General features: G+C 59.5%; 23 protein-coding genes and 1 pseudogene. 13 read left to right on the plus strand and 11 right to left on the minus strand.

Annotation, left to right across the window (positions count from 1 at the left end):
* Positions 1 to 14 precede the first annotated feature (14 nt).
* The 3 genes from A3AY_RS0129160 to A3AY_RS0129170 are packed head-to-tail and all read left to right on the plus strand — an operon-like array spanning position 15 to position 2,000.
* Positions 15 to 941, plus strand: coding sequence for an SMP-30/gluconolactonase/LRE family protein (locus tag A3AY_RS0129160; RefSeq protein WP_018329207.1), 927 nt, complete (start codon positions 15 to 17; stop codon positions 939 to 941).
* Between the two features lie 8 nt (positions 942 to 949).
* On the plus strand, positions 950 to 1,444 hold the full coding sequence (locus A3AY_RS40905; RefSeq protein WP_234913125.1) for a hypothetical protein: 495 nt from the start codon (positions 950 to 952) through the stop codon (positions 1,442 to 1,444).
* Positions 1,434 to 2,000, plus strand: coding sequence for a type II toxin-antitoxin system VapC family toxin (locus tag A3AY_RS0129170; protein ID WP_018329209.1), 567 nt, complete (start codon positions 1,434 to 1,436; stop codon positions 1,998 to 2,000). The genes A3AY_RS40905 and A3AY_RS0129170 overlap by 11 nt, the downstream gene beginning before the upstream one ends.
* 133 nt (positions 2,001 to 2,133) lie before the next feature.
* On the opposite strand, the gene kduI is transcribed toward A3AY_RS0129170, so the two are convergent.
* Both kduI and A3AY_RS0129180 read right to left on the minus strand, forming a co-directional pair.
* Positions 2,134 to 2,964: a 5-dehydro-4-deoxy-D-glucuronate isomerase gene (kduI, locus tag A3AY_RS36470; protein ID WP_338053535.1), complete on the minus strand. Its 831-nt coding sequence runs from the start codon at positions 2,962 to 2,964 to the stop codon at positions 2,134 to 2,136.
* Between the two features lie 120 nt (positions 2,965 to 3,084).
* On the minus strand, positions 3,085 to 4,368 hold the full coding sequence (locus tag A3AY_RS0129180) for an ABC transporter substrate-binding protein (protein WP_018329210.1): 1,284 nt from the start codon (positions 4,366 to 4,368) through the stop codon (positions 3,085 to 3,087).
* A gap of 152 nt (positions 4,369 to 4,520) precedes the next feature.
* On the opposite strand from A3AY_RS0129180, the gene A3AY_RS36475 reads away from it, so the two are divergent.
* The 6 genes from A3AY_RS36475 (at position 4,521) to A3AY_RS0129210 (ending at position 12,440) form a co-directional block, all read left to right on the plus strand.
* Complete coding sequence (locus A3AY_RS36475) at positions 4,521 to 7,109, plus strand: hypothetical protein (protein WP_018329211.1); 2,589 nt, start codon at positions 4,521 to 4,523, stop codon at positions 7,107 to 7,109.
* Positions 7,106 to 8,170 carry a beta-galactosidase BglB gene (bglB, locus tag A3AY_RS0129190; protein WP_018329212.1) on the plus strand — a complete coding sequence of 355 codons (1,065 nt, stop codon included), beginning with the start codon at positions 7,106 to 7,108 and terminating at the stop codon, positions 8,168 to 8,170. Before A3AY_RS36475 ends, bglB begins: the two co-directional genes overlap by 4 nt.
* A 63-nt stretch (positions 8,171 to 8,233) precedes the next feature.
* Entirely contained in the window at positions 8,234 to 9,340 is a 1,107-nt protein-coding gene (locus A3AY_RS0129195; RefSeq protein WP_018329213.1) for an ABC transporter ATP-binding protein, read from the plus strand.
* A gap of 71 nt (positions 9,341 to 9,411) precedes the next feature.
* Positions 9,412 to 10,356, plus strand: a complete 945-nt coding sequence (locus A3AY_RS0129200) for a carbohydrate ABC transporter permease (protein ID WP_051108439.1) — start codon at positions 9,412 to 9,414, stop codon at positions 10,354 to 10,356.
* 1 nt (position 10,357) lies between these two features.
* Positions 10,358 to 11,401 (plus strand): carbohydrate ABC transporter permease, encoded by a 1,044-nt coding sequence (locus A3AY_RS0129205; protein WP_018329215.1) that lies wholly within the window; start codon positions 10,358 to 10,360, stop codon positions 11,399 to 11,401.
* A 4-nt stretch (positions 11,402 to 11,405) separates the two neighbouring features.
* Entirely contained in the window at positions 11,406 to 12,440 is a 1,035-nt protein-coding gene (locus tag A3AY_RS0129210; RefSeq protein WP_018329216.1) for a LacI family DNA-binding transcriptional regulator, read from the plus strand.
* 89 nt (positions 12,441 to 12,529) lie between these two features.
* On the opposite strand, the pseudogene A3AY_RS36480 reads toward A3AY_RS0129210, so the two are convergent.
* The 6 genes and pseudogenes from A3AY_RS36480 to A3AY_RS0129240 form a co-directional block, all read right to left on the minus strand.
* Positions 12,530 to 13,169: pseudogene (locus A3AY_RS36480) on the minus strand (ThuA domain-containing protein).
* Positions 13,166 to 13,792, minus strand: a complete 627-nt coding sequence (locus A3AY_RS36485; RefSeq protein ID WP_051108433.1) for a hypothetical protein — start codon at positions 13,790 to 13,792, stop codon at positions 13,166 to 13,168. The pseudogene A3AY_RS36480 and the gene A3AY_RS36485 overlap by 4 nt, the downstream one beginning before the upstream one ends.
* A 172-nt stretch (positions 13,793 to 13,964) precedes the next feature.
* Positions 13,965 to 14,873, minus strand: coding sequence for an adenylate/guanylate cyclase domain-containing protein (locus A3AY_RS0129225; RefSeq protein ID WP_018329217.1), 909 nt, complete (start codon positions 14,871 to 14,873; stop codon positions 13,965 to 13,967).
* 181 nt (positions 14,874 to 15,054) lie between these two features.
* A complete protein-coding gene (locus A3AY_RS36490; RefSeq protein WP_018329218.1) occupies positions 15,055 to 15,387 on the minus strand; it encodes a hypothetical protein in 333 nt (110 codons plus the stop codon).
* A 710-nt stretch (positions 15,388 to 16,097) separates the two neighbouring features.
* Positions 16,098 to 16,457 carry an SPW repeat protein gene (locus tag A3AY_RS0129235; protein ID WP_018329219.1) on the minus strand — a complete coding sequence of 120 codons (360 nt, stop codon included), beginning with the start codon at positions 16,455 to 16,457 and terminating at the stop codon, positions 16,098 to 16,100.
* Between the two features lie 422 nt (positions 16,458 to 16,879).
* Positions 16,880 to 17,308 carry a Fur family transcriptional regulator gene (locus A3AY_RS0129240; protein WP_018329220.1) on the minus strand — a complete coding sequence of 143 codons (429 nt, stop codon included), beginning with the start codon at positions 17,306 to 17,308 and terminating at the stop codon, positions 16,880 to 16,882.
* A 123-nt stretch (positions 17,309 to 17,431) separates the two neighbouring features.
* Between A3AY_RS0129240 and A3AY_RS0129245 the strand changes: the two genes are divergently transcribed.
* From A3AY_RS0129245 to A3AY_RS0129260, 4 genes are read left to right on the plus strand one after another with little or no spacing between them, the layout of a single operon-like run.
* A complete protein-coding gene (locus tag A3AY_RS0129245; protein ID WP_018329221.1) occupies positions 17,432 to 18,337 on the plus strand; it encodes a metal ABC transporter substrate-binding protein in 906 nt (301 codons plus the stop codon).
* Complete coding sequence (locus A3AY_RS0129250; protein ID WP_018329222.1) at positions 18,334 to 19,269, plus strand: manganese/iron ABC transporter ATP-binding protein; 936 nt, start codon at positions 18,334 to 18,336, stop codon at positions 19,267 to 19,269. Before A3AY_RS0129245 ends, A3AY_RS0129250 begins: the two co-directional genes overlap by 4 nt.
* Positions 19,266 to 20,126, plus strand: coding sequence for a metal ABC transporter permease (locus A3AY_RS0129255; RefSeq protein ID WP_026203957.1), 861 nt, complete (start codon positions 19,266 to 19,268; stop codon positions 20,124 to 20,126). The genes A3AY_RS0129250 and A3AY_RS0129255 overlap by 4 nt, the downstream gene beginning before the upstream one ends.
* The gene (locus tag A3AY_RS0129260; protein WP_018329224.1) at positions 20,123 to 20,974 is read left to right on the plus strand and encodes a metal ABC transporter permease; all 852 of its coding nucleotides are present in this window, start codon (positions 20,123 to 20,125) and stop codon (positions 20,972 to 20,974) included. Before A3AY_RS0129255 ends, A3AY_RS0129260 begins: the two co-directional genes overlap by 4 nt.
* A gap of 321 nt (positions 20,975 to 21,295) precedes the next feature.
* Here the strand turns inward: A3AY_RS0129260 and A3AY_RS0129265 are convergent, their stop codons facing one another.
* Genes A3AY_RS0129265 through A3AY_RS0129275 form a run of 3 tightly spaced genes read right to left on the minus strand, consistent with a single transcriptional unit; the run spans position 21,296 to position 24,147 of the window.
* Positions 21,296 to 22,324, minus strand: coding sequence for an ABC transporter ATP-binding protein (locus A3AY_RS0129265; RefSeq protein ID WP_018329225.1), 1,029 nt, complete (start codon positions 22,322 to 22,324; stop codon positions 21,296 to 21,298).
* Positions 22,325 to 22,333: 9 nt separating this feature from the next.
* A complete protein-coding gene (locus tag A3AY_RS0129270) occupies positions 22,334 to 23,164 on the minus strand; it encodes a carbohydrate ABC transporter permease (RefSeq protein WP_018329226.1) in 831 nt (276 codons plus the stop codon).
* A complete protein-coding gene (locus A3AY_RS0129275) occupies positions 23,164 to 24,147 on the minus strand; it encodes a carbohydrate ABC transporter permease (RefSeq protein ID WP_018329227.1) in 984 nt (327 codons plus the stop codon). The genes A3AY_RS0129270 and A3AY_RS0129275 overlap by 1 nt, the downstream gene beginning before the upstream one ends.
* Positions 24,148 to 24,198: the final 51 nt, after the last annotated feature.

The following is a 24,198-nucleotide window of genomic DNA, read 5'->3' on the forward strand; positions in this document are numbered from 1 at the left end:
GAAAGGGCGAAGACATGTTCGGGGAGATCGACGGAACGGGGTTTGAAGTTCTTGATCGGCGCTTTGCCGCGTGTTTCGTCGGCCATGCCCGCGTGGAACGGTTGTGGACAGGCGGGCGCTGGCTGGAGGGGCCGGCTTGGTTCGCGCCTGGCCGCTTTCTCGTCTGGTCGGACATTCCGAACAACCGCATGATGCGGTTTGACGAGACCAGCGGTTCCGTTTCCGTCTTCCGGCAGCCTTCGAACAATTCCAACGGCAACACCGTGGACAACCAGGGCCGCCTGGTAACCTGCGAGCACCTGACGCGGCGGGTGACGCGCACCGACTTCGACGGCACGGTGCAGGTAATTGCCGACCGCTTCCAAGGCAAGCGCTTCAACTCGCCCAATGATGTCGTCGTCAAATCCGACGGTTCGATCTGGTTTACCGATCCTTCCTACGGGATCATGCACGACTACGAAGGAGAATACGGAGAGGAAGAGATCGGCGGTTGCCACGTCTATCGCGTCGATCCACAGTCCGGCGACGTTGTGAAGGTCGCCGGCGATTTCGAAAAGCCCAACGGGCTTGCCTTCTCGCCGGACGAGCGGCTGCTCTACGTCGCCGACACGGGCGCCAGCCACCTGGAAAACGGGCCGCGCCATATCCGCCGGTTTTCGGTCTCGGAGGAAGGGACGCTGTCGGGTGGCGAGGTTTTCGCGACATGCACCAGCGGCCTCTTCGACGGCTTCCGGATCGATCGGACAGGGCGCATCTGGGCCAGCGCCCAAGACGGCGTTCACTGCTACGATCCGGACGGAACGTTGATCGGCAAGATCCGCATTCCCGAAATCGTCTCGAACCTGACCTTCGGTGGCGCCAGGCGCAACCACCTGTTCATCACGGCGACGAGCTCGCTCTACGCCGTCTATCTCACGGCGAATGGTTTCAAACTCGGCTGAGCTTTTGGATGAGTTCGCGGCCGGTAATGGCGCCTCGCTTTCTCATTCACCGTCTTGTAGTTGTGGCGCTCCTGAAGGCTCTCCTTGAAATTCTCCTTGCCGTGCTATGTTGGACAAATGGTGATATTGTTGGACATACAGGTGTGGCGGTGGTCAAAAAGCAGGGCGCTAGCAAAAAGGCTGCGGCAAAGGAGCCCAGTGGCCCGAGGGCGAAAGTCGATCGAAATGCAAGGACTGGCCAGTTCGTCCCTGTCAGCAGAGCACGCTTCGAGGCGGTGATGAAAGCTGCGGAGCACTCAGGTTTACTGGGCGAGAAAAGCAAGCGCATCGGCGGTCGTATCAGTCCCGAACTCATCGAACAGGCAAAGAAACATACGGGTATTGAGACGGACACGGATCTCATCGAATTCGCGTTGGCAAATGTAGCTCTCGATGACAGTTTCGGGGCAACCTTCCGGAAAACGCGGGGAACTGTCGATCCCGACTTGAAGCTTGGCTTCTAAGGTGCCGGTCTTTGATTTCGAGGCACGGTTTGACCCTCAAAAGACCCTCGCGCAGCGAGATGACGAAGAGCTTCCTTTCGTGGGCGACATTGCAGAGGCCGGCCAGGAACTCCTGCTTGACACGTGCGTCTATATCGATGGTTTGCAGGGGCGTGCCCGTGACATCGTCGCCGACCTGCTGGATATCAGACAGAGCAACCATTCGTCTGTGGCCGTTCAGGAGTTGATGCATACGGTTGGTGTTCTGGATCCCCAGCATCCCGGTACGAAGGTCGCGGTACGGCAGATCGGGATGACGATCCATGCCATGCAGCCGCATCGGACTTTTGCTCCCGATAGCGATGTGTTGGGGAGGGCGGCGCTCCTTTCGGGTATGCTTTGCCGTCTTCAAGGCTATCAGCGCGATGCCCGTCTTCGTGCGCTTCAGGATTGTGTGCTTTTTCTGCAGGCGATGAAGTTGGGTTTCACGGTGCTCACGGCCAACGTCAGTGATTTTGATTACCTGCTGCAACTCATTCCAAGCGGCCGGGCCTTATTTTACAGGTCAGACAATTAAAGCCGCCGCATTCCATTCTTCGTTCAGTGTAGTCTTTGAACCGCCCACGCTCCAGCCCCGGGCAAGTGCAATTGCCGTGGCCTGGCCAATTCCCGTACGGGGCCCGGTGACGAGCGCCACCTGTCCTGTCCGATCAAACATTGATCACGTCAGGTCCTGCGGCCGCACCATGTCCATGTCCTCGAAAACCTGGTTTTCGCCGGACATCGCCCAGGGTTCCGCAGCCTGAATGGATCGACCAGGGCGGCGAAATGACCGCTTCCTCATTACGCACGACGATGTGACGGGTTTCCTGCGGCTTTCCCATCATGTGGAAGACCACGGCTTCCGGCGCCATGTCGAAATAGACGTAGACCTCCATCCGCCGGTCATGCAGATGGGGCGGCATCGTGTTCCAGTTGCTGCCCGGCGCAAGCTTGGTCAGGCCCATCAAGAGCTGGCAGCTGGGCATGACCTTGGGGTGGAGATAGCGGTAGATCGTGCGCTCGTTGTTGGTTTCGCGCGCACCGAGCGTCACCGGCGAGGCCTCCTCGATCGTCACGTGCTTGTTGGGATAGTGCGTGTGTGCGGGCGCACAATTGCCGTAGAACTTGGCGGGATGCGCCGCATCGTCACTCGAAAAGACGATGTTGCGGGCGCCGGCGCCGATATAGAGACCTTCCTGCCGTGCGAGCCTGTAGGTCTCGCCGTCCACGTCGACCTTGCCCGGGCCCCCGATATTGATGATCCCCATTTCGCGGCGCTGAAGCAGGAAGTCGGTGCCGGTCACGTCAGAAACGTCGTTCGGCGCCTCCACCGTTCCTGAGACCGGACAGACGCCAAACACGATCACACGGTCGTAGTGCGTATAGGTCATGTTCATGGCGTCGGGGGCAAAAAGACCCGAGATGTGGAAATGGGCGCGCAGGCCTTCCGTATCGAGCGCCTTGGCATGCTCGGGATGAATCGTGTCGCGAATGTCCATGGGTCTGTTCTTGATGTTGTCATTCAGGCAGAGCGCCACGCATCCGCCCGGGTGCGTGGCGCTCTGCTGCGTGAAATCGGCGCCGCGGCCTGACAACGGCGCCGATCGCAGGCGCTCCCACTATTTGGCAGCAGCGGCAAATTTGGCGATTTCGACATTCGCCCCTTTGGCATCGGCGGCCAATTGAGCGTAGGTGTCCTCAAGCGACAGTTCGCCGACGATCAACTGGCTCATGCGCTGAACAATGGAACCGTAAACCGCGCTGGCGCCCTGTGTCTTTTCGATGGTGCGCGCTTCTTCCGGAACATTGCCGACATTGCGGGCGAAAGCTTCCATCGAGGATTTGGCGTTGGCGCTGTCGGTCTTGTATTGCGGATTGTCGATCTGGGCGCCTGTGAGGATCAGGAACTGCTCGGCGATATCGCGCTGGACTTTTTCCGAGCCGAGGAACTCGATCAGCTTCGCCGCGGCTTCGGGCGCCTTTGTGTGCTGGAAGGCGACGATGAACGTCGCACCCGGCATCGGCACGCAACCGGCATCACCGCAGGGCGGGTCGATCGCCGTCCAGTCAAAGGAATCGCCGATCTTCGTGACGAACGGGTTGATCATCCAGTTTCCGGCGAGATAGGTCACGACGTTCCCGCTGGCGAACTCGTCGCCCATGTTCTTGTAACGCGTTCCGCCGGCAGCTCCCCACATTTCCTTGGGAAACGCCCCGGACTGGGTCCATTTGTAGAGATCGGCGATATAGCGCTTGGCGCCTTCATCGGGGAATATGAGCTGCCCGTCCTTCAGGAAGTGGGCGCCATAGGAAAAAGCCGGCCCGGCGAAGCGGTGGCCGGAGCGGTCCATCGTGAAGGGAATCTCGACGCCGGTGGCCTTGGCGACCTTTACGGATGCATCGACGATTTCCGTGAGCGTCGCGCCCTTTTTCGGCAGCGGCACGCCGGCCTGCTCGAACAGGGTCACATTGACGAAGGGCTGGTTGAGCGTCTGCGAAGCAACGTAGCCGCCGATCTTGTCAGGTGCGCTGCCCGGCGTGCGGATGAGATCCAGCGACTTTCCGTGAAGCTTCGCAAAACCATCCGGATCCTTCATGTAGGGCCGCAGGTCGGCCGTGTAGCGAAGGAGATCATTGGCGGTGATCTTGGCCACGTCCGGCCCCTTGCCGACAGACAACTGAAGCGGCAGCTGTTCCATCATCTGCGCATAGCCGGCGGTGACGAAATCGACGGTGATGTCCTTGTTCTCCGCCTCGAATTGATCGACCAGCTTCTCCATCATGGCGACATAATTCGGATCGTCGTCGGTGAAGGCGAAGGTGATCGTCTCGGCGAATGCCGGCAGCGCGGCCGTACCAAGGGCGAGCGCGAGAGCGGTAATTTTCAGGGTTTTCAAGGTCATGCGTTCCTCCCGTTATCGATACTTTCCAACCGCAATGAAATAATTTTCATAGAAACGATAACTAATTTTCATTGCCTAGGCCGGATTTAATGGCTATTTCTGCATATAAGTCAACAAAAATGAAATGTGCGGTGAGGAGATTTCGAGGAGTAATGAAAAACATTTCATTATCTTTTGGTGGGGCGAAGCAGGGTGGCCTCAGATCCGGCGCCACGCTTTGGCCCCTCTTGCCGGGGCAAGCGATAAACCGCTGGCATGTCAGCGAGGCCGAGGTTGAATACTTTCCGGGAACGGCCCGCCCGATGCCGGATGCAATCGACTACCGCTTCATCAATGGATGGGTTGCAACCGGCGACCTGCCGTGTCGCGAGGCGCTGCGGGCGCGGCTGCTGACGCGCGACATCAGGCTGCCGCCGAAGGTTGATTTTTCGAATCTCTATCTCGGTGGCGAGGACCCCCGCGTCGACTTTTCCACCTTCTGCTTTCGCCCGCTTCTTATCCGCCGCTGGATGCGCTGCATCATCACGGCGGACAGGGCGCAGACGGTGCGCCTCGCTGCTGAAACCTGCGGCGGGATGCATGTCTGGCTCGATGAAACGAAGGTTCTGGCGCACGAACCCTATGATCGCAACATCGGCCATTCCGCCGCGTTTTCCGCCGATCTTCCGAACGGCGAAAGCGTTCTGACCGTATTCCTGGAAGATCTGCACGAGCGCGACACGAGTTGTTTCTTCAAGCTGACGCTGCTTGAAGGTAACGGTGTTGCCGCCGGTATTCTGGCTGAGATCGACAGTCACTCGATGCGCGAGGTGGAGGCGACGCTGAACGGCCTGCGCACCGACCGTCTGTTCTATGACAAGGGCACGGTACAGGTGATTGCCGACTATCTGCCCGATCGCCCGGTGGAGATCGAGCTTGGACCCGACTGGCATCCGTCCGAAACGGTGACGATGAATGTGCTGCCGGACGGAGCGGGCAAGTCGGCGCAACCGATTCGATTTACGATCTCGAAGGATAGTCCGGCGGCAGAGCTGTTCGATATTGCTGGCCTCAGGGCCGGATGCATCTCGTTGACCTTTGTCGTTCGGGTCGGCGGCGTGCGGATCGAGCGCGGCCTCGGCACCTCCATCCTGCCGCCGCCGCTCTCGCTCAACCAGAGCCATATTGCCGACCGCAAGCGGGTGGCCCTGGATGTCATGTCCGCCGGTGGCAAGAACGAGCCGTCGCGCGCCCTCGTGCTGATGGCGCTCGGCAAAGAACCCGAACAGGCCTTGCGGCTGATCGAGAGCGCGTTGCCGTCGGTCATCGAGCGCCATGATTGCGCCGATTTCTGGCTGCTGCCGCTCTTGTGGATTTACCGCAAGCACGCGGGGACGCAACTGCCGGACGACCTTTGGGAGAGGCTGCGCGGTGTCATCCTCAATTTCCGCTATTGGCTGGATGAACCCGGCAACGACGTGATGTGGTATTGGAGCGAGAACCATGTCCTCTGCTTCCATATCGCCCAATATCTGGCTGGCGACCTGTTCCTGGAAGAGATCTTTCCGAACAGCGGCAAAACCGGCCTGGAGCATCGGACGCAGGCTGAGAAGCGGCTGCACCGCTGGTTCGATGCAATCGACGAGCATGGCCTGGCGGAATGGAACTCTGCCGCCTATTACCCGATCGACTTCCTCGGCCTGTTCACGCTGTTCGAAAACACCGATGATGCGCGTCTGAAGGACCGAACGCGTGCTCTGTTGGACCAGATCTTCGTCATGACGGCGCTGCATACGCTGGAAAGCGTACCATCGGGGTCGCAGGGCCGGATCTACGAGAAGGAGCTGTTTGCCGGGGCGGCAACCGAGCTTGCCTCCGTGGCGGCGATCGCTTTCGGCGGCAATTGGTACGCCGGCCATGATCGCGCGGCCGCTCTTCTCGCCCTGTCGGACTATGAGCCGCCGCTGCTTGCCACCAGCTTTGCGTTTCCGCCCAAGGGCAAGCGGCTGGCTGCCCGCTATACCCAAGGGCTGAATATGAACGCCAAGCTCTCACTCTGGAAATGCGCGGATGCTCAACTGTCCAGTGTTGCGGAGTACAAGACCGGAGAGCTCGGCCACCAGCAACACATGGCCGATATCCAGCTTTCCGGCCACATGCTGGCGCGTTTCTGGGTCAATCACCCGGGCGACCTCAAGGTCTGGGGCGGCAGCCGCCCGTCCTATTGGGCCGGCAACGGTATCAATCCGCGCGTGGCCCAGTACGACAACGTGGCGTTGGTGCTTTTTGACCTGACGCGCCATCCCCACCCCATTCGTTTTACGCATGTGTTCGTGCCGGTTGAGCTTTGCGACGAAGTCGTCGTCGAGACGAACTGGATTTTTGCACGCGTCGCGGACGGCTATGTCGGCATCTACGGATCCACGGCGCTTGTGGCTCTCCAGCAAGGGCTGTTTGCCGGCATGGAATGGCGCATGCATGCGGAGAAGGCGGCCTGGCTGATGGTGGCCGGCAGCGCGGACGTGCACGGCGACTTCTCGGCATTCCGGGACAGCTGCCTTGCCCATGCGCCGCGCTTCGACGCGGTAGCGATGAGCCTGACGCTCGATCATCCCGACGGCACGCTGATGCTCCCGTTCGAGGGAGAATTGCGGCGTGCCGGAGCACCCATGCCTTTCGAACCGCTTTCTATCGTGCCGCAGGTCGGCGTCGATAGCGGTTCGCTTCATCCCTGGACTGTCATGAAGGAGCTTTCCGTATGATCCCGGCGGCGGACATCACATCAGCCATTTCGCAGATTTCCCGTGGCTTTCGCCGGTTGAAGGGTATCGGCGACGCTGCCAATGCCGACACAGGCGAAATTGTCTTCGACGAGTGGGACTGGGAGGTCGGCGTCGGGCTCTACGGCTATTTTCGCGACGCCGAGGAGCGCGACGATCAGGCCGCTTTCGGCAGGCTGATCCGCTGGTACGAAAACCAGCTCGCCCGCGGCCTGCCGCGCCGTCAGGTGAACTCCACGTCCCCCATGCTGGTGTTTTCTCTGCTGGCGGAGAAGTTCGAGCGGGAAGACTGGAAGGTGATCGTCAGGGACTGGGCGCAGTGGATCTTTGACGAGATGCCACGCACCGAGGAGGGTGGCTACCAGCACCTCGTCAAGGAGCGCGACAACGAGGGCCAGCTCTGGGACGATACTTTGTTCATGGCGGTGCTGTTCATGACGACGGCGGGCCGGCTCTGTGAGCGGCCCGACTGGATCGAGGATGCCCACTACCAGTTCCTCTGCCATATCCGGTTTCTGGGTGATCCGGCGAGCGGTCTCTTTTTCCACGGATGGACCTTTCTCGGCCGGCACAACTATGCGCGCGCGTTGTGGGCCAGGGGCAATGCCTGGATCACCATCGCTATCCCCGAACTTTTCCGCCTCGCCCCGCCGGAAGGCGCCATCGCCCGCTATTTGAAGGAAGTCTACCGGACGCAGGTGGCGACGCTTCAGGACCTCCAGAACGACGAGGGCATGTTCCACACGCTGCTCGACGACACCAGCAGTCCCGTCGAGGCTTCCGCCACGGCAGGTATCGGTTACGGTATTCTTGCAGGTATTCGGGAGGGTCTGATCGACGAGAGCTTCAGGGTGCCCGCAGAGCGATCGCTGAACGCCATCCTCTCCCGAATCGACGAGACCGGCCTTTTGATGGATGTTTCCGACGGGACGCCGATGGGCGAGGACCTCGATTTCTATCGTCGGATCAAAAATCTGCCGACACCTTACGGCCAGGCGCTGGGCGGGTTGTTCCTGATGGAATCGAGACGGCACGCGCGCTGACGCAGAGGACGCGCCTTCGCCCGCAAGCGGCGCGTCCGGCAGGGAACTTGGGAGGAAGAGCAAATGACCGCAATATCCATGAGGGATCTCCGCAAATCCTACGGGACGCTGGAAGTCATCCACGGTATCGATATCGACGTGGACTCCGGCGAATTCGTCGCTCTTGTCGGGCCGTCGGGTTGTGGCAAGTCAACGCTGCTTCGAATGATCTCCGGGCTCGAGCCCATATCGGCCGGGCAGATGAGCTTCGATGATCAGCGCGTGAACGACCTCTCGCCGGCGGAGCGCCAGATTGCCATGGTGTTCCAGTCCTATGCCCTCTATCCGCATATGAGCGTGCGCAAGAACCTGTCCTTCGGGCTCGAAAACCTGCGTATGGACAGGGCGGAGATCAATCGCCGCGTCGAGGCGGCCGCACGCATGCTGGCGATCGACGGCTATCTCGACAGACGGCCGAAGGCGCTTTCCGGCGGCCAGCGTCAGCGTGTCGCGATCGGCCGGGCGATCGTGCGCCAGCCGCGCGTCTTCCTGTTCGACGAGCCGCTTTCCAATCTTGACGCGAAGCTCAGGGTCCAGACCCGCTCGGAAATCACCAAGCTGCACAAGCAATTGAAGACGACGATGATCTACGTCACCCACGACCAGGTCGAGGCCATGACCATGGCGCAGAAGATCGTCGTCCTCAACAAGGGCAAGGTCGAGCAGATCGGCCGCCCGCTCGACCTGTTCGAACGGCCCGCCAACCTGTTTGTCGCCGGCTTCATAGGCTCGCCGCGGATGAACATCTATCCGGGTAAGGTCGTCTCGGCCGACGGCACTGGCGTCAGCGTGGAGAGCGCTCACCTCGGCCGCTTCACCGTGCCGCACGCCATCGCCGGCATTGAGGCGGAGGGCGACATCGTCATCGGCTTGCGGCCGTCGCATCTGAAGCTCGGAGCCGCCGAACCGGGAGCAGGCGGCGGAACGATGACCGTGGAACAGGTCGAGAGCATGGGGCACGAAACCTTCGTCTACGGGCGGACCAGCCAGAGCGAAGACCTGACGATCGTCCATGTGCCGGGACATTTCGAGGCGGAGATGGGGGCAAGCCTCGCCTTCACCTTCGATCCTGCCTTCGCCCACCTGTTTTCGGCAGCGAGCGGCCGGTCGCTGAAGGAGGCACGGACATGAGCGCGCCCGCCAGTATAGCGCCTCGCGCCGTTGCGCGCAGCGAACGTGTTGGCGAAGGTCTTGATGCGGTGATGCGGGTCGTTGAGACGCCGATGGCCGCGCTGCAGCGCCTCATCGGCGTCGCGCGCATGCCGTATGTCTTCATCCTGCCGAACATGGTGCTCTTTACGATCTTCGTCTTCGTGCCGGTCGGCCTTGCCATCGCCTATGCCTTTACCGGCGGGACCGATCTCTTGATCTGGGATCGGCCCTATGTCGGGCTTGAGAATTTCAAGGCGCTGCTCGATTGCGGCAACTATCTGGAGCCGGCCACCTGCCGCTACAACCTCTTCTGGACCGCCGTTCACAATACCTGGTGGTATACCCTGCTCAATACGCTCGGCACGTTGTTCTTTGCCCTGATGACGGCGCTTGTGCTCAATCGGTTGACGTGGGGACGTGGTTTTTTCCGTGCAGTCTTCTTCTATCCTGTGCTTCTGTCCCCCGTCGTCGTCGGTCTGGTCTGGCAATGGTTCCTGGCGCGCGAGGGCCTGCTTAACGGCTTTTTGACCGAGTGGCTCGATACGCGGATCATCTTCCTGCTTGAAGTCGGCTGGTCACGTGCGTGGGTCGTCTATGTCTCCATCTGGTTCCACATGGGCTTCTACATGCTGATCATCCTTGCCGGTCTGCAGGCGATCCCACGTGATATCTATGAAGCTGCGCAGATCGATGGAACTTCGCAGTGGCGGCAATTCTGGCGCCTCACCTTGCCGCTGTTGATGCCCAACCTCCTCGTCGTCACGGTGTTGCTTCTCATCCGCTCCGTACAGGTTTTCGATGAAGCCTGGGTGCTGACCAACGGCGGCGGACCCGGCACGGCGAACACCTTCATCGTCCAGTTCATCTATCAGACGGCCTTTTCGCCGGAACTGCGCCTCTATGGCCTGGCCTCGGCTGCTTCCGTCCTGATGGGCATCGGGCTGCTTGTCCTCACTCTGTCGCAGCTCTGGCTCGCCAAGAAAGCGGAGGTCTGACATGATTGCCTTTCTCACCCGCACCCGGCAAAAGGGCCGGATGGATCTGACCGATTGGCTCGCCTGGGGCTGGGCCATTCTCGGCACGCTTGTCGTTGCCATTCCGGTCGGGTGGGCCGTCATTTCCTCCCTGAAAACGGAGGCCGAGATCAATTCCTTTCCGCCGGCGCTCGTTCCGCGCGCAGCGCAGACGATCACCATCGAGGGCCAGTCAAAGCCCTTGTCGGTCTGGATACGAAAGGCGCCCGACGGCAGTGAGCAGACGGTGGCGCTGGTCCGCCGCATCGGTCTGGCCGCGACCGTGCTGGATCCGGCCAAGCCGCAGGAAACCTTCCGCGTTCCGGTCTCGGAGCTCAGCCAGCTCAAGGAGTTCCATCTGCAATGGTCGAACTATACCGAGCCGCTGAAGCAGTTCAATTTCCTCCGCTACCTCTGGAACACGGTGTTCGTCACGGTGGTTGCCACGGCTTTGACGCTGTTCTTGAATTCGCTGACCGCCTTTGCGTTGTCGAAATACCGCTTCGCCGGCCGCAACGCCGTGTTCGCGCTCATTCTGTCGACCATGATGATCCCGCTTTCGGTGATCATGGTGCCCGCGTTCATGGTGATCGTCGGGCTCAATCTCGCGGACAATCTGTGGGGTGTGATCCTGTCGACCGTTTCGACGCCGACCGGCGTCTTCCTGCTGCGTCAATATATGTTGACCATCCCCGACGATCTGATCGAGGCTGCTCGGGTGGATGCAGCCTCCGAATTCCGCATTTACTGGCGCATCGTGCTGCCACTCTGCGCCCCGGCGCTGGCGGTTCTTGCCATCTTCTCGGTGATCTGGCGTTGGAACGATTTCCTCTGGCCACTGATCGTTCTATCCAGCCCCGACAACTACACGCTGCAGATCGGGCTTAACTCCCTGCAGGGCCAGTTCAACGTGCAATGGCACTACATTCTGGCAATGACGGTCGTTACCTTGCTGCCGGTAACCGTGGTATTCCTCTTCCTGCAGAAATATATCACCGAAGGTGTGGCCAGCAGTGGAGTGAAATGACCTCGTGAGCATCAAGAAGATAGCGGAACAGAGCGGCGTCTCCGTCAGCACGGTCAGCCATGTGCTGAACGGCACCGCGAAGATTTCCGAAGGCGTGCGCGAGCGCGTGATGACAATTGCGCGCGAAAGCGGGTATCTCGATTCGCGCATCCGCCGGGCCATGCAGCCGACGCTGAAATCCGTCATGCTCGTGGCTTCGGCCGACATGCTGCCGCAGAACGACACGAACTATGTTTCGTGGACTATCCTGGAAAGCCTCAGAAAGGAATGTGCGGCGCGCGGCGTCCAGATCAAGCCGTTGGTGACGGAGGGAAAGCGGCTTAGTCCTGGACCGGTATTGAGCCGGATCCGGGAGATGCAGTCGGACGGAATTATCGTCTATTTCGACGAAAATCCGGAGTTGCTCGAAGCCGTTTCCCGGCTCGATCGACCGGCATTGCTTTTGGCCGGACAGGACCCGACGATGCGGGTGGGATCCGTCGGCATCGGTAATCGCTATGGTGCGCGCCTGGGGGTGCAGCATCTGCTCGATCTCGGACACCGCAATATCGCGCTGGTCGGCTGGCCGGGGCGATATACCATCCGCCAGCGCCAGGACGGTTACAGCGAGGCGATCCGCGACCATGAGGCGATCGGCGCGCGCGGATCCATCATCATGATCGACAGTTTCGAACCGGAGGAGGCGGCCCACAGCATGCGGCGCTGGCTGGAGCAGAATGGCGGCCTTGGCGATCTCACCGCCATGTTCTGCCTTGCCGACAACATCGCCATTGGTGTAATCCAGGCCCTGAAAGAGAAGGGTTACCGGGTTCCGCAGGATGTCTCGGTGCTTGGTTTCGACGATATTCTTCGCGGCCAGATGATGGACCCACCGCTTTCCACGGTTCATGCTCCACTCGCACAAATCGGCCGCATGGCGCTCGATGAAATGGAATACTGCCTGCGGACCCTCGGCGAGCAACTGCCGGCACGCCGCGTAGAACTTGGCTGCACCATCGTCGAGCGGGGATCATGCGCACCGATCGCCACAGTTCGGTAAGCCAGCGACAGTGCCGACGACTTTGACGCCCTGAGGTCTGTTCGGCTGCGGGCAGGCCGAGCTCTACCGGTTGATGACGCCAGAAGCGTTCAGCGCGGCGTGCGTGCAGCCCAAAGAGCCCCACGTTCGAAAATCCTCCGCATCTGCGGCACTTCGAATTCTCCGGCCGTGTGTCCGAGCGCGCTGTAAAAGACCCGGCCCGCGCCATACCGGCGCTTCCAGACGACCGGCATGACGACGCCTTTGATGAAGTCGAGATGCTCGCCGGTAAAGGTCGTCGTTGCCAACACTTCGTTTTCGGGATCGACATGCATGTAATATTGCTCGGACCGGTAGAGGAAGCTGCCGATACCTTCGACGATGGGATCCAGCGGCTTGGCGATGTCGATCCGGTAGTCGATGATATTGCCAGGGTGCGCGACCCATTGTCCGCCCGTCATGAACTGGTAATCCGGTTCATTTCGGAAACTGTCGCACATGGTGCCATGAAAGCCAGCGAACCCTGTGCCGTTTCGGGTTATCGAGCTCCGGCTTTTCGATCGTCGACATCGTCACAACCGGTACGATGAGGTTGAAGTCGCCGATGGCGAGATTGGCGAGCGCCGAGGTGCCTTGTTCGATCTGAACGTCGAAACCGTTGTCCGACAGGATGTCCCTGACGACATTCGCGCTTCGCTCTGGAGTGTGGCCTTGCCAGCCGCCCCAGAAGATCAGGGCCTTCTTGTTCATGATGCACTCCTATTCAAGAATGCCAACGGCAGGTTCGTGCGCATGGGCTCAGGGCGCGCGCAGCTACATGTCAGCGCTCGCGGAATCCAGGATCGATTCCATGATCGCAACGACGTGCAGCTTGTCGTCCTGATCGGCGCGATGTGCCTGTTCGAAACAATGGCTTCCGCCAAGTCGGCCAGGCCGAGAATGCGGTAATTGACGTCGCCATAGGGATGGATCTGCTGTGCGACAGACCGGTCTTCCTTGCGATGGGCCGTCTTCACTTCGTCTGCGAACTTGTTGGGGGCGGGCAAGATCATCGAGCCGATGGTGCAACAGAGCTCGACGTGATTGTGATCATGTTTCCCGATGTCAAAGCTGGTCGTGAGCGGTTTGGCCGCCCCGCTTGCGAACTCCAGCACCGCGGAGACGTGTGTCGCCACCTCAACCTCGATCCTCTGATCCTCCCTTGGGCCGGAGCCGATCGTGCGGGAAACACATGGAGATTTCGTTTGCCCGGCAACGGATTTCACCGGTGCGAGAAGGTTGACGAGCCACCCCTTGTGGTAGACGTCGGGATTGGGATGAGAGCGCGTGGCCTTCGAGACATTGCCGCAGCCGATGATGCCAATTTTCCGCACTGCTTTTTTCCTCGTCTGGATCAAATCGAAACACCATGGATGCCGGTCTCCAGCCCTGCATGTTCTTCGGCGCAAGTTGGATAGCAGAGGCGCCGAGAGTGTGGAGTTCGACAGCATAGCGGCGCGATCGCCCGTTCTGCGACGCTAAAACTGCGTCTGCATGGCAATTGTATCAACGACGTGTCAGCCATCGAACACTACCGACAACAGCCATCGCGAGAAGGGGCCAGACCGCCCAGAATGTTCCCTGCCACGACAAGACATTGATCGCGATAATGCCGAGCACAACAACAGAAAAGCCGGCAAGGCGCTTGTCGATGCGGTTCTGGGCCCGGACCCAGATCATCGCTGCCAGGAAGGCAAAGGCAAGAAGCGGCCAGGGAGCCCAGAAGACGCCGTCCCAGGTCAGCAAGTTGATGGCAACCACAGCCACCGCGGCCACGGCGAGTAGAGCAGGTATCCTGCGTGCTCTCACGCCGGGTGGCTGTCGGGGTTTCGTCTGGGCGGCCGCCGGATGCTGTATTATTGCTGCAGCGGTGGGCGATGCCGCAGCTGTATCATCGCCGATGCGCACGGCATAACTCGGCACAGCATCTTCGATATTTTTCACCGCTAATGGCCCAAGGAACTCGAACCCGACAGCCACCTTGTTGCGGACCTGGTCGTAGACGGTATTCGAGATTACAATCCCGCCGGCCGCGGCCGACGCCTGTAGTCGCGCGGCGACGTTGACTCCATCCCCATAGATATCATCTCCGTCGACAATCACATCTCCAAGGTTGATGCCGATCCGAAACAACATGCGCCCGTCCGCCGGTCGCGCAGCGTTCATGCCGGCCAGCTCGTTTTGAACGTCCACGGCCGCTCGCACTGCCTCGACGACGCTCGGAAACTCGGCGATCAACCCGTCACCCCAGGTATTGATAACCCGTCCGCCGTGAGAGCCGATCAGACGCGACATCGCGTCGCGATACCGCTTCAACATCGCCAATGTGCCTTCCTCGTCCGCGCCCATCAAGCGCGAATAATCCTGCACGTCAGCAGAAAAGATGGTCGTCAGCTTACGTCGCGTTTCGCTCATGGTTCTCGCAGCGCTCCCTGCTCCGATCAGTGAACCTAACCCCATCTCATTCCAATGCATATTCGAGATTGCACCGTATGTGAAATGGATGAACGCTGAATACCAGGTGCCATAGCGGTGCAAGCGGACGATCAGTTGCGCGTCAGAGGCAGCTTACCAAGCCGGCTAGTGTCCCGTCTTTTTAGCGGTGTTGGGACGTCTCGCGGATGCTCCCTCCCTCAACGGGACGGTTTCCCGTTTCCTCGAGCCAGCGGACAATCGCATCGAAGCCATGCCGCGCGACCTGTTTTGCGAAGCGCAGGCTTTCGCCGTTGAGATCGCAGGCCATCGCAATTTGCTTCCAGTCGAGCTTGCCGGCGTTCTGCGGCGGCTTTTCTCGGCGCGTGACGAAGCCAAGCATGTAGCTTCGGAGATTTTCGTGGTCGTGGCTCGACAGCGTGCAGGCGAGACGCAGATCGCAAAAGGACGAAATTTTCTGACGAAATACGGAAGGCGAGGCGGGGAGGCGGGGCATGTCATTCACATTCGACTAGCGCGCTGAGCGCAAGATACCAGGGCACGGCCAGCTAATGGAATTCCCTTAATGAAAGGTTGCCTTCGGTGTAAACGCGTTGATTTCTTTTCACCGGTCCGATCTCAAACCTTTCATCGGGAGTTTCAGGATTTGATCACAGGCCACACGTCCTTGTACGCCTGTCAGGGCCTTCGAGTTGAGGCACGAGAAAAACAGGATGTGTTGTCATTCTCACGTCTTTTGCAGCGTGGGTTATGTGTATGCAGAAATCATGTAAAAAATTGGGGGTTGGGAATGGGTCAATAACGCTTCGGGTCACCGAAAATACATGAGTAGATTAAAGTAAGTTATTGAATAGGCAGGCGAAGATTCCAATAATGTCTTGTCGAAGCTGCGGGACTTCCAGTTGTAAGTCCGCGGAATAGCCGATAGGCCCGAAGAGAACCGGGGCGACGAAAGAACGGCATTGAGTTCGTCTGCCTCGTCGTCGGGAGTGTTGTGCAGCAGCGACCTGATAATCTTGCGCGATCTGCTACTGAAGTTAATGATGTTGGGTGCAAGCTGTTAGCGCTAAACCATTGATTTTTGCGGAATACACAGGCCCGCCTACGCAAGCGGAAGAAGCAATGTTCGGATGTATGTCTTCACTCGCAGTCCACCGCCCGCCGCGCGAGTGCGGCGGGCCTTTGCAGTCATGTCCCGGTTCGGGCTCAGGCGTGAGCGTGGGGATGATGATGATCCCAGACTGCCCAGAGCGATACGACGGCAACGAGCAACCCAAGCACCACATTCGTCCACATCACGTTCATGTTGGCCGCAAAACCGAGTAGCCAAGGGGACGCGGCCAGCCAGAGACCGAGTACCAGATTGACCCATTCTTCCCATTCGGCGAATGCCGAAATGGCCGCGACCGCCAGCCCGCCGAGCAGGAGCCCGACGATCCATGCGTTCCAGCTTGGCGTGGCTTCGGCCGCAAAGCCAATGACCCAAGGCGAGATGAAGACGCATGCCGCCAAGACCAGATTGACCCAGTCCTGCACTTTCCTTCCTTCCATCAATGCGTTTGCCATGTCAGACCTCCCAGCCTGAAGTTTAGATAAAGTATTATATCGCGTGAACGGCACGCTTAACAATAAAAATATTTTCCAGGGGGAGGGGCCTCAAGAGATGATGCGATCGGATCCTCGCGATCGCGCAGACACGAGTTGTCTTGAGCAACTCTTTCGAACGACAATTTTTAACACGGCAAAGATTTACGCTGGATCCGGCCTATGAAGCGTTCATCGCTGGCGAAAAGGTTGTTCCATGACATTTGCTCGGCAGTCGTTCATCTGTAGGAGCAAAAGTTTGACTGTCTCACATCACGGCTTTCCGACTTGGGTATGAGGCTGTCGCCTATCTCCTCGTCCCATTACCGGCACTATAGGAAAATGGCGCGGCGCTGGCAGCCGCATTGTTCGGCGTCTTTGCAGAGCATCAAGGGCGTTACTCGTCAGTGCTTGCGCTTGCGGCAATAGAGTTCCAGCCGGTGACGCACGAGGTCGTAGCCGAGTTCTGCCGCGATCTCAGCCTGCAACTGTTCGATCTTGTCGGAGCGGAATTCAATGACAGCACCGGTATCGATATCGATCAGATGATCGTGGTGTGGGGCGTCGGCGGTTTCGAAGCGAGCCGTGGCGCTTTCGAATGCATGGCGTTGCACGACGCCTTGCTGTTCAAGCGCAGACAGCGTCCTGTAGACGGTCGAAAGCGAGACGGTTGCATCGATTTCTTTTGCCCGACGGTGCAGTTCGCTGGCATCCGGGTGGTCTTCGGCAACGGCGAGAATCTTCAGAATTGCGGCCCGCTGACGCGTTACGCGTACGCCGCCGTCGCGCAGGACACCCTCAAGTTCCTCGACCCGATTCTTGTTCTGTTTCATGGTCTCAACACTAGCCAAGGGTAGCGGGTTTGAAAATAGCTAGTTGCAAATGGTTCGCATTTGCATTGACTTATGCAGGCCATCCGCCTAGTTCTTGTCACAGACAACATCAGGGAGTATGGAATGATCGATCCGACGAGACGCGCGATACTGGCAGCGGCAACAGCACTGGCAGCTTTCGCGCTCGCTCCCGGCGCTGTCTGGGCGCAGGAGAAATTCAAGGCCGTCACCACCTTCACGGTGATTGCAGACATGGCAAAGAACGTTGCGGGTGACGCTGCAATCGTCGAGTCGATCACCAAGCCCGGTGCGGAAATCCACAATTACCAGCCGACGCCGCGCGATATCCTGAAAGCACATGATGCCAAGCTGATCTTCTGGAACGGCCTCAACCTGGAACTCTGGTTCGAGAAGTTCTTCCAGAACTTTGACGATATCCCTGGTGCTGTCGTGTCCGAGGGCGTCGAGCCGATGGGGATCGCCGAAGGACCCTATAGCGGCAAGCCAAACCCGCATGCCTGGATGTCGCCTTCGGCCGCGCTGATCTATGTCGACAATATTCGGGACGCCTTTGTGAAATACGATCCGGCCAATGCCGAGACCTACAAGGCCAACGCCGAAGCCTACAAGAAGAAGATCCAAGCGACGATCGAGCCCATCCGGGCTGAGATTGCCAAGATACCCGAGGCAAAGCGCTGGCTGGTCTCGAGCGAAGGGGCCTTCAGCTACCTGACGCGCGACTTCGGCCTGAAGGAACTTTATCTCTGGCCGATCAACGCCGACCAGCAAGGCACGCCGCAACAGGTCCGCAAAGTGATTGATGCGGTTCGCGCCAACAATATCCCCGTCGTCTTTTCTGAAAGCACGATTTCCCCGGACCCTGCCCAACAGGTCGCGCGCGAAACGGGGGCAAAATATGGCGGCGTGCTGTATGTTGATTCGCTTAGCGAAGCGGACGGTCCGGTTCCGACCTACGTCGACCTGTTGCGGGTGACGTCCGAAACCATCGCGAAAGGCCTGTCGCAATGAACCTTCAGATGAAAACCCGGCCCAGCGAAACGCCGGCGTCGGGTGAGGCGGGTAGCGGCATCCGTGCCTCAGGTGTCACTGTCACCTATCGCAACGGCCATCGCGCATTGCGTGATGCCTCGTTCGAAATCCCGACCGGAACCATCACGGCACTGGTTGGCGTCAATGGCAGCGGTAAATCGACCCTGTTCAAGGCGATCATGGGGTTTGCCCGGCTGGCGCGTGGAGAGATCTCCGTTCTCGGCCTTTCGGTGCCGGAAGCACTGAAGAAAAACCTCGTCGCCTATGTACCCCAGGCCGAAGAAGTCGACTGGAACTTCCCGGTCCTTGTCGAGGACGTGGTGATGATGGGCCGCTACGGCCACATGAACATGCTGCGGATCCCAAAGAGGGCCGATCACGACGCCGTCGAGGCCGCGCTTGCCCGCGTCGGCATGAGCGACTTTCGCAAACGCCAGATCGGCGAGCTTTCAGGGGGCCAGAAGAAACGCGTCTTCCTCGCCCGTGCTCTGGCGCAGGATGGTCGCGTCATCTTGCTTGATGAGCCCTTCACCGGTGTCGATGTGAAGACCGAGGACGCGATTATTCGCCTTTTGATCGGTTTGCGCGACGAAGGCAGGGTCATGCTGGTCTCCACCCATAACCTCGGCAGCGTGCCGGAATTCTGTGATCGCACCGTGCTTCTGAAGAATACTGTGCTTGCTTTCGGCCCTACCGATACCACCTTCACGCGCGAGAACCTTGAGCTCGCCTTCGGTGGCGTCCTTCGTCATTTCGTCTTGGGTGGCGAAAACCTGCACGACGACGCCGATCCGCGCCAGCTTTCCGTCATCACCGACGACGAAAGGCCGCTGGTCATGTACGGAGCAAAGGATCAAATGGTATCGCAACCGGCGAAGCCCGAGAGTGACCCGGGGGCCGACGGCAAATGATGGCTTCGCTTTGGGAACCCTTCACCTACGGCTATATGGTAAATGCCATGTGGGTGAGTGCACTGGTTGGCGCGGTCTGCGCCTTTCTTTCGTCCTATCTGATGCTGAAGGGCTGGTCACTGATCGGCGACGCGCTCTCGCACGCCATCGTTCCCGGCGTTGCCGGCGCTTACATGCTGGGTTTGCCCTTTTCGCTCGGCGCCTTCTTCTCCGGCGGACTCGCAGCGGGCGCCATGCTCTTTCTCAACCAGCGTACCCGGCTGAAGGAAGACACCATCATCGGGCTGATTTTCACCTCCTTCTTCGGTCTCGGGCTGTTCATGGTGTCGCTGTCGCCGACCTCGGTGAATATCCAGACGATCGTGCTTGGCAATATTCTCGCCATTACGCCTGCCGACACGCTGCAGCTCGCGCTCATAGGCATCCTCTCACTTGCTATCCTCACCGCCAAATGGAAGGACCTCATGGTCACCTTCTTCGACGAGAGCCACGCGCGCTCGATCGGAATTCCGACGTCCTTTTTGAAGGTGCTGTTCTTCACCCTGCTTTCGGCCTGCACTGTCGCGGCGCTCCAGACTGTCGGCGCGTTCCTCGTCATCGCCATGGTGGTAACCCCCGGTGCAACCGCCTATCTGCTCACCGACCGCTTTCCCAAGCTGATCATGATCAGCGTGGCGATCGGTGCACTGACAAGCTTCTTCGGCGCGTATTTCAGCTATTTCCTCGACGGCGCCACCGGCGGAATCATTATCGTGCTGCAAACGCTGATCTTCCTTCTAGCCTTCCTCTTTGCCCCGAAGCATGGCCTGCTTGCCGCTCGCAGGCGCAGTGCCGAAGCGCTGGAGGTCGCTCGATGATCTCGCTCGACACGCTTCTTGCAGTCTTCGAATTCGAGTTCATGCGCAACGCGCTTCTGATTTCCGTGCTCGTGGCGATCCCGACGGCGATGCTCTCATGCTTCCTCGTCCTGAAGGGTTGGTCGTTGATGGGGGACGCGATCTCGCACGCGGTCTTTCCCGGTATCGTCATCTCCTACATCGTCGGACTGCCGCTCGCGGTCGGGGCCTTTGCAGCCGGCATGTCCTGCGCGCTCCTGACCGGCTACCTCAAGGAAAACAGTCGCATCAAACAGGATACGGTGATGGGCGTGGTCTTCTCCGGCATGTTCGGCTTCGGACTGGTGCTCTACACCAAGATCCAGAGCGACGTGCACCTCGACCATATCCTCTTCGGGGACATGCTCGGTATTGGCTGGGCCGATCTCATCGAGACCGGCATGATTGCGCTCGTCGCCGCCGGCATCCTTGGCGTCAAATGGCGTGATTTCCTGCTGCATGCCTTCGATCCCGCGCAGGCCAAGGCAGTCGGCCTGCCTGTGAACTGGCTGCATTACGGGTTGCTTGCCCTCCTGTCGCTGACGATCGTCGGAGCGCTGAAGGCCGTCGGCCTGATCCTCGCCATCGCCATGCTGATCGCGCCGGGCGCCATCGCCTTCCTCATCACCCGCACGATGGGCGCCATGCTCGTCGTCGCCGTCCTGGTTGCGATCGCGGCGTCCTTTTTTGGCGTCTACCTTTCTTTCTTCATCGATAGCGCGCCGGCCCCGACCATCGTGTTGTTGATGACCGCGATGTTCGTCGTCGCCTTCGTCTGGTCCTCCTGGCGAACGTCACGCATCGAGGCACAAAGAACGATCGTCGAGTGACCTCCTCTTCGTGATGGTCCCTGCCGGGGCTTGCAGAGGTGGACGGCCTCCAATCCCGGCATCGCTGTGCCACAGTGTGTCTGTCAAAGGTCACTGGAGGGAATGCCGCCGTAAGGGAAATTGCCACAGTTGAGCGCTTGGCAATCATGCGGGCGGTACAGCTATCTTCGCTGAAAGCTTCGGTATGGCGATGTCGAAGGCGTCCGAAATTGAAGGCGCAACGACGACCGTGCCAGTAGTCGTCGTTGCGCGGGCAATTAGGCTCCGGACCTCGCAACACCCATTGGGCACTGCTTGCGGGGATGAGGGCTCGTTAACCCACTAAGCGGCACCACGTATTTTTGCCGGGGCTATTGCCCGGCCCGCCATGTCGAAACGATGCACGCAACCTTCCATCGGCGTGATCTGCAGTCTTTGGCCGGGTTGATGTCCCGAGACGCCGTTTTCCCGGACGATCAGTGGTTCTGCCGACCCAACATCAAGATAGACATAGCTGTCGGAGCCGAGAATTTCGGAATGGACGACCGTGCCGGCCCAGTGCCCCTCATGCGGCGTGATCGCGATATGCTCGGCGCGGATGCCGATCGTGTGGGCGTCATAGGGTCGCGAGAAATCACCCGAGAGAAAGTTCATTTTCGGTGAGCCGATGAAGCCGGCGACGAAAAGCGAATTCGGGTTCTCGTAGAGCTCCAAGGGCGTGCCGATCTGCTCGACCAGGCCGTCCCGCAGCACGCAGATGCGATCTGCAAGCGTCATGGCCTCCACCTGATCGTGGGTAACGTAGATCATCGTCGTCTTGTGCATGCTGCGGTGAAGCTTGGCGATCTCCAGGCGCGTCGCGACGCGCAATGCTGCATCGAGGTTCGACAGAGGCTCGTCGAAGAGGAAGACTTTCGGATCGCGCACGATCGCCCGACCGATCGCCACGCGCTGGCGCTGCCCGCCTGAAAGTTGCCGCGGCAGACGTTGCAGATAAGGCGTGAGCTGCAGCATTGCGGCGGCAGCTTCCACCCGCTCCTTCCATTGTGCCTTGTCCCGCCCGGCCAGTTGCATGCCGAAGGCCATGTTCTCGAAAACCGTCATGTGCGGATAAAGCGCATAGGACTGGAACACCATGGCAATGCCGCGTTTGGGAGGTGTAAGCTGATTGACGACCCGCCCATCGAATGAAAGCGTGCCCGAGGTGATTTCCTCCAGCCCTGCGATGAGCCGAAGCAGGGTGGACTTGCCGCAGCCGGAAGGCCCAACGAACACCATGAATTCCCCCGCCCGGATGTCCATGCTGACACCCTTGATGACCTCGTAGGCGCCGAAGGACTTGCGGATATCCCGCAGTTGAATCTCTGCCATTTTATTCTCCTATCCTTTGACGCCGCCGGCAGTGAGACCGGATATGATCCGTCGCTGAAAGAGCAGCACGAGGATCACGAGGGGGACTGTGACGATTACGGAAGCCGCCATGATGCTGCCCCAGGGAATTTCGAACTGACTGCCGCCCGAAAGCATGGCGATGGCAACGGGGACCGTGCGCTGGATGTCGGATGACGTGAATGTCAGGGCGAACAGGAACTCGTTCCAGGCGGCGATGAAGGCGAGCAGTCCGGTGGTAACGAGCGCCGGCCACATCAGCGGCATGAAGACCCGCGTGATGATCACCCAAGGGCGTGCGCCATCGACTATGGCCGCTTCCTCGATTTCGATCGGCAGATCCCGCATAAAGGTGGTCAGCACCCAGACCGTGAACGGCAAGGTGAAGATCATGTAGGAAAAAATCAGCGCAAACGGTGTGTTGAAGATGCCGATCCAGCGGATAAGCTCGAACAACCCGGCGAGCACCGCGATGTGCGGAAACATCGAAACCGCAAGGATGGTCAAAAGCAGCAGGCCGCGGCCGCGAAAGCTTACCCGGGCCAAGGCATACGATGCGGTGACAGCAAGCAGCAGAGATGCAGCCACCACCAGTCCGGCGACCAGCAACGAATTGCCGAGATTTCGAAGGAAGCTGCCACCGGACAGGACCCCGGTGTAGTTTGCAAGTGAAAGCGAGGTTGGCCAGTAGTCCACGCGAAACAAGGCGGTACCGGATTTGAAGCTCGTCAGGATCGCGTAGTAGAACGGAAACACCGAAATGACGATGATGGCGGCGACGAGGACGTAGAACGCCGTACGTTTTGCGAGGGTGGCAACCATCAGCGCTCTCCTTCCAGATTAACCCGGCCGAACCACATGTAGAGAACCGTGATCGTCGCGATGATCAGGAACAGCATGGTTGAGGCTGCCGCTCCATAGGCGAATTTGTCGAATTCGAAGAGATTTTCTCGGGCAAGCACCGACATGGTCCGCGTCTGTGCATTGTTCGGCGTCAGCACGTAGATGAGATCGAAGATGCGCAGTGAGTCCAGCATGCGAAAGATGATGGCAACCATGAGAGCCGGACGGATGAGCGGCAGCGTCAACCGCCAGAAGACCCGCACAGGATGAATACCGTCGATGCGTGCGGCCTCGTAGATATCGCCGGGGACCATCTGCAGACCGGCGAGGATGAGCAGCGCCATGAACGGTGTGGTCTTCCAGACGTCGACGACCAGCACCGCGATCATCGCCGTGTCCGGACTTGCCGTCCAGGCAATCTTCTGGCTGATCAGGCCGAGCCCCAGGAGGATGTCGTTCAGAATGCCGAACTGGTCATTCAGCATCCAGGCCCACATCTTGGCCGATACGATCGTGGGAATGGCCCACGGGATAAGGATAGCAGCGCGCACAAGACCGCGGCCGGGGAATTGCGCATTCAGCACCAGCGCCACGATCAGCCCGAGCGCGGTTTCGACGCTGACGGAGATCAGTGTGAATTTTAGCGTATTCCACACGGCACCCCACCAGGCCGGATCGGCGAGGAGACCGCTAAATATGGTACGCCCGCTTTTCAGCGTTACCCAGGACAGATAGTTCTTGAGACCTACAAACTCCGCGCCGGACAAGTTGGTCAGCGACGCATTGGTGAAACTGAAGTAGATGGTCCTGGTCAGTGGCCAGCCCGCGACAACGGCAAGCATGAACAGTGTGGGCGCCAGGAATATCCAGGCTGAACGGACGCGCTGCATCCGCAGATCGGAACCGATCGCGCCGCGCGCCGCTGGGACAGTCGAAGCGGATTCTAGAGAAAGCTCGGTCATGACGATTGCTCACTGGTTGTCATCCGGCGAGGACCGGAAGCATCGAACATG

This window comes from Rhizobium giardinii bv. giardinii H152, assembly GCF_000379605.1.
GTDB lineage: Bacteria > Pseudomonadota > Alphaproteobacteria > Rhizobiales > Rhizobiaceae > Pararhizobium > Pararhizobium giardinii.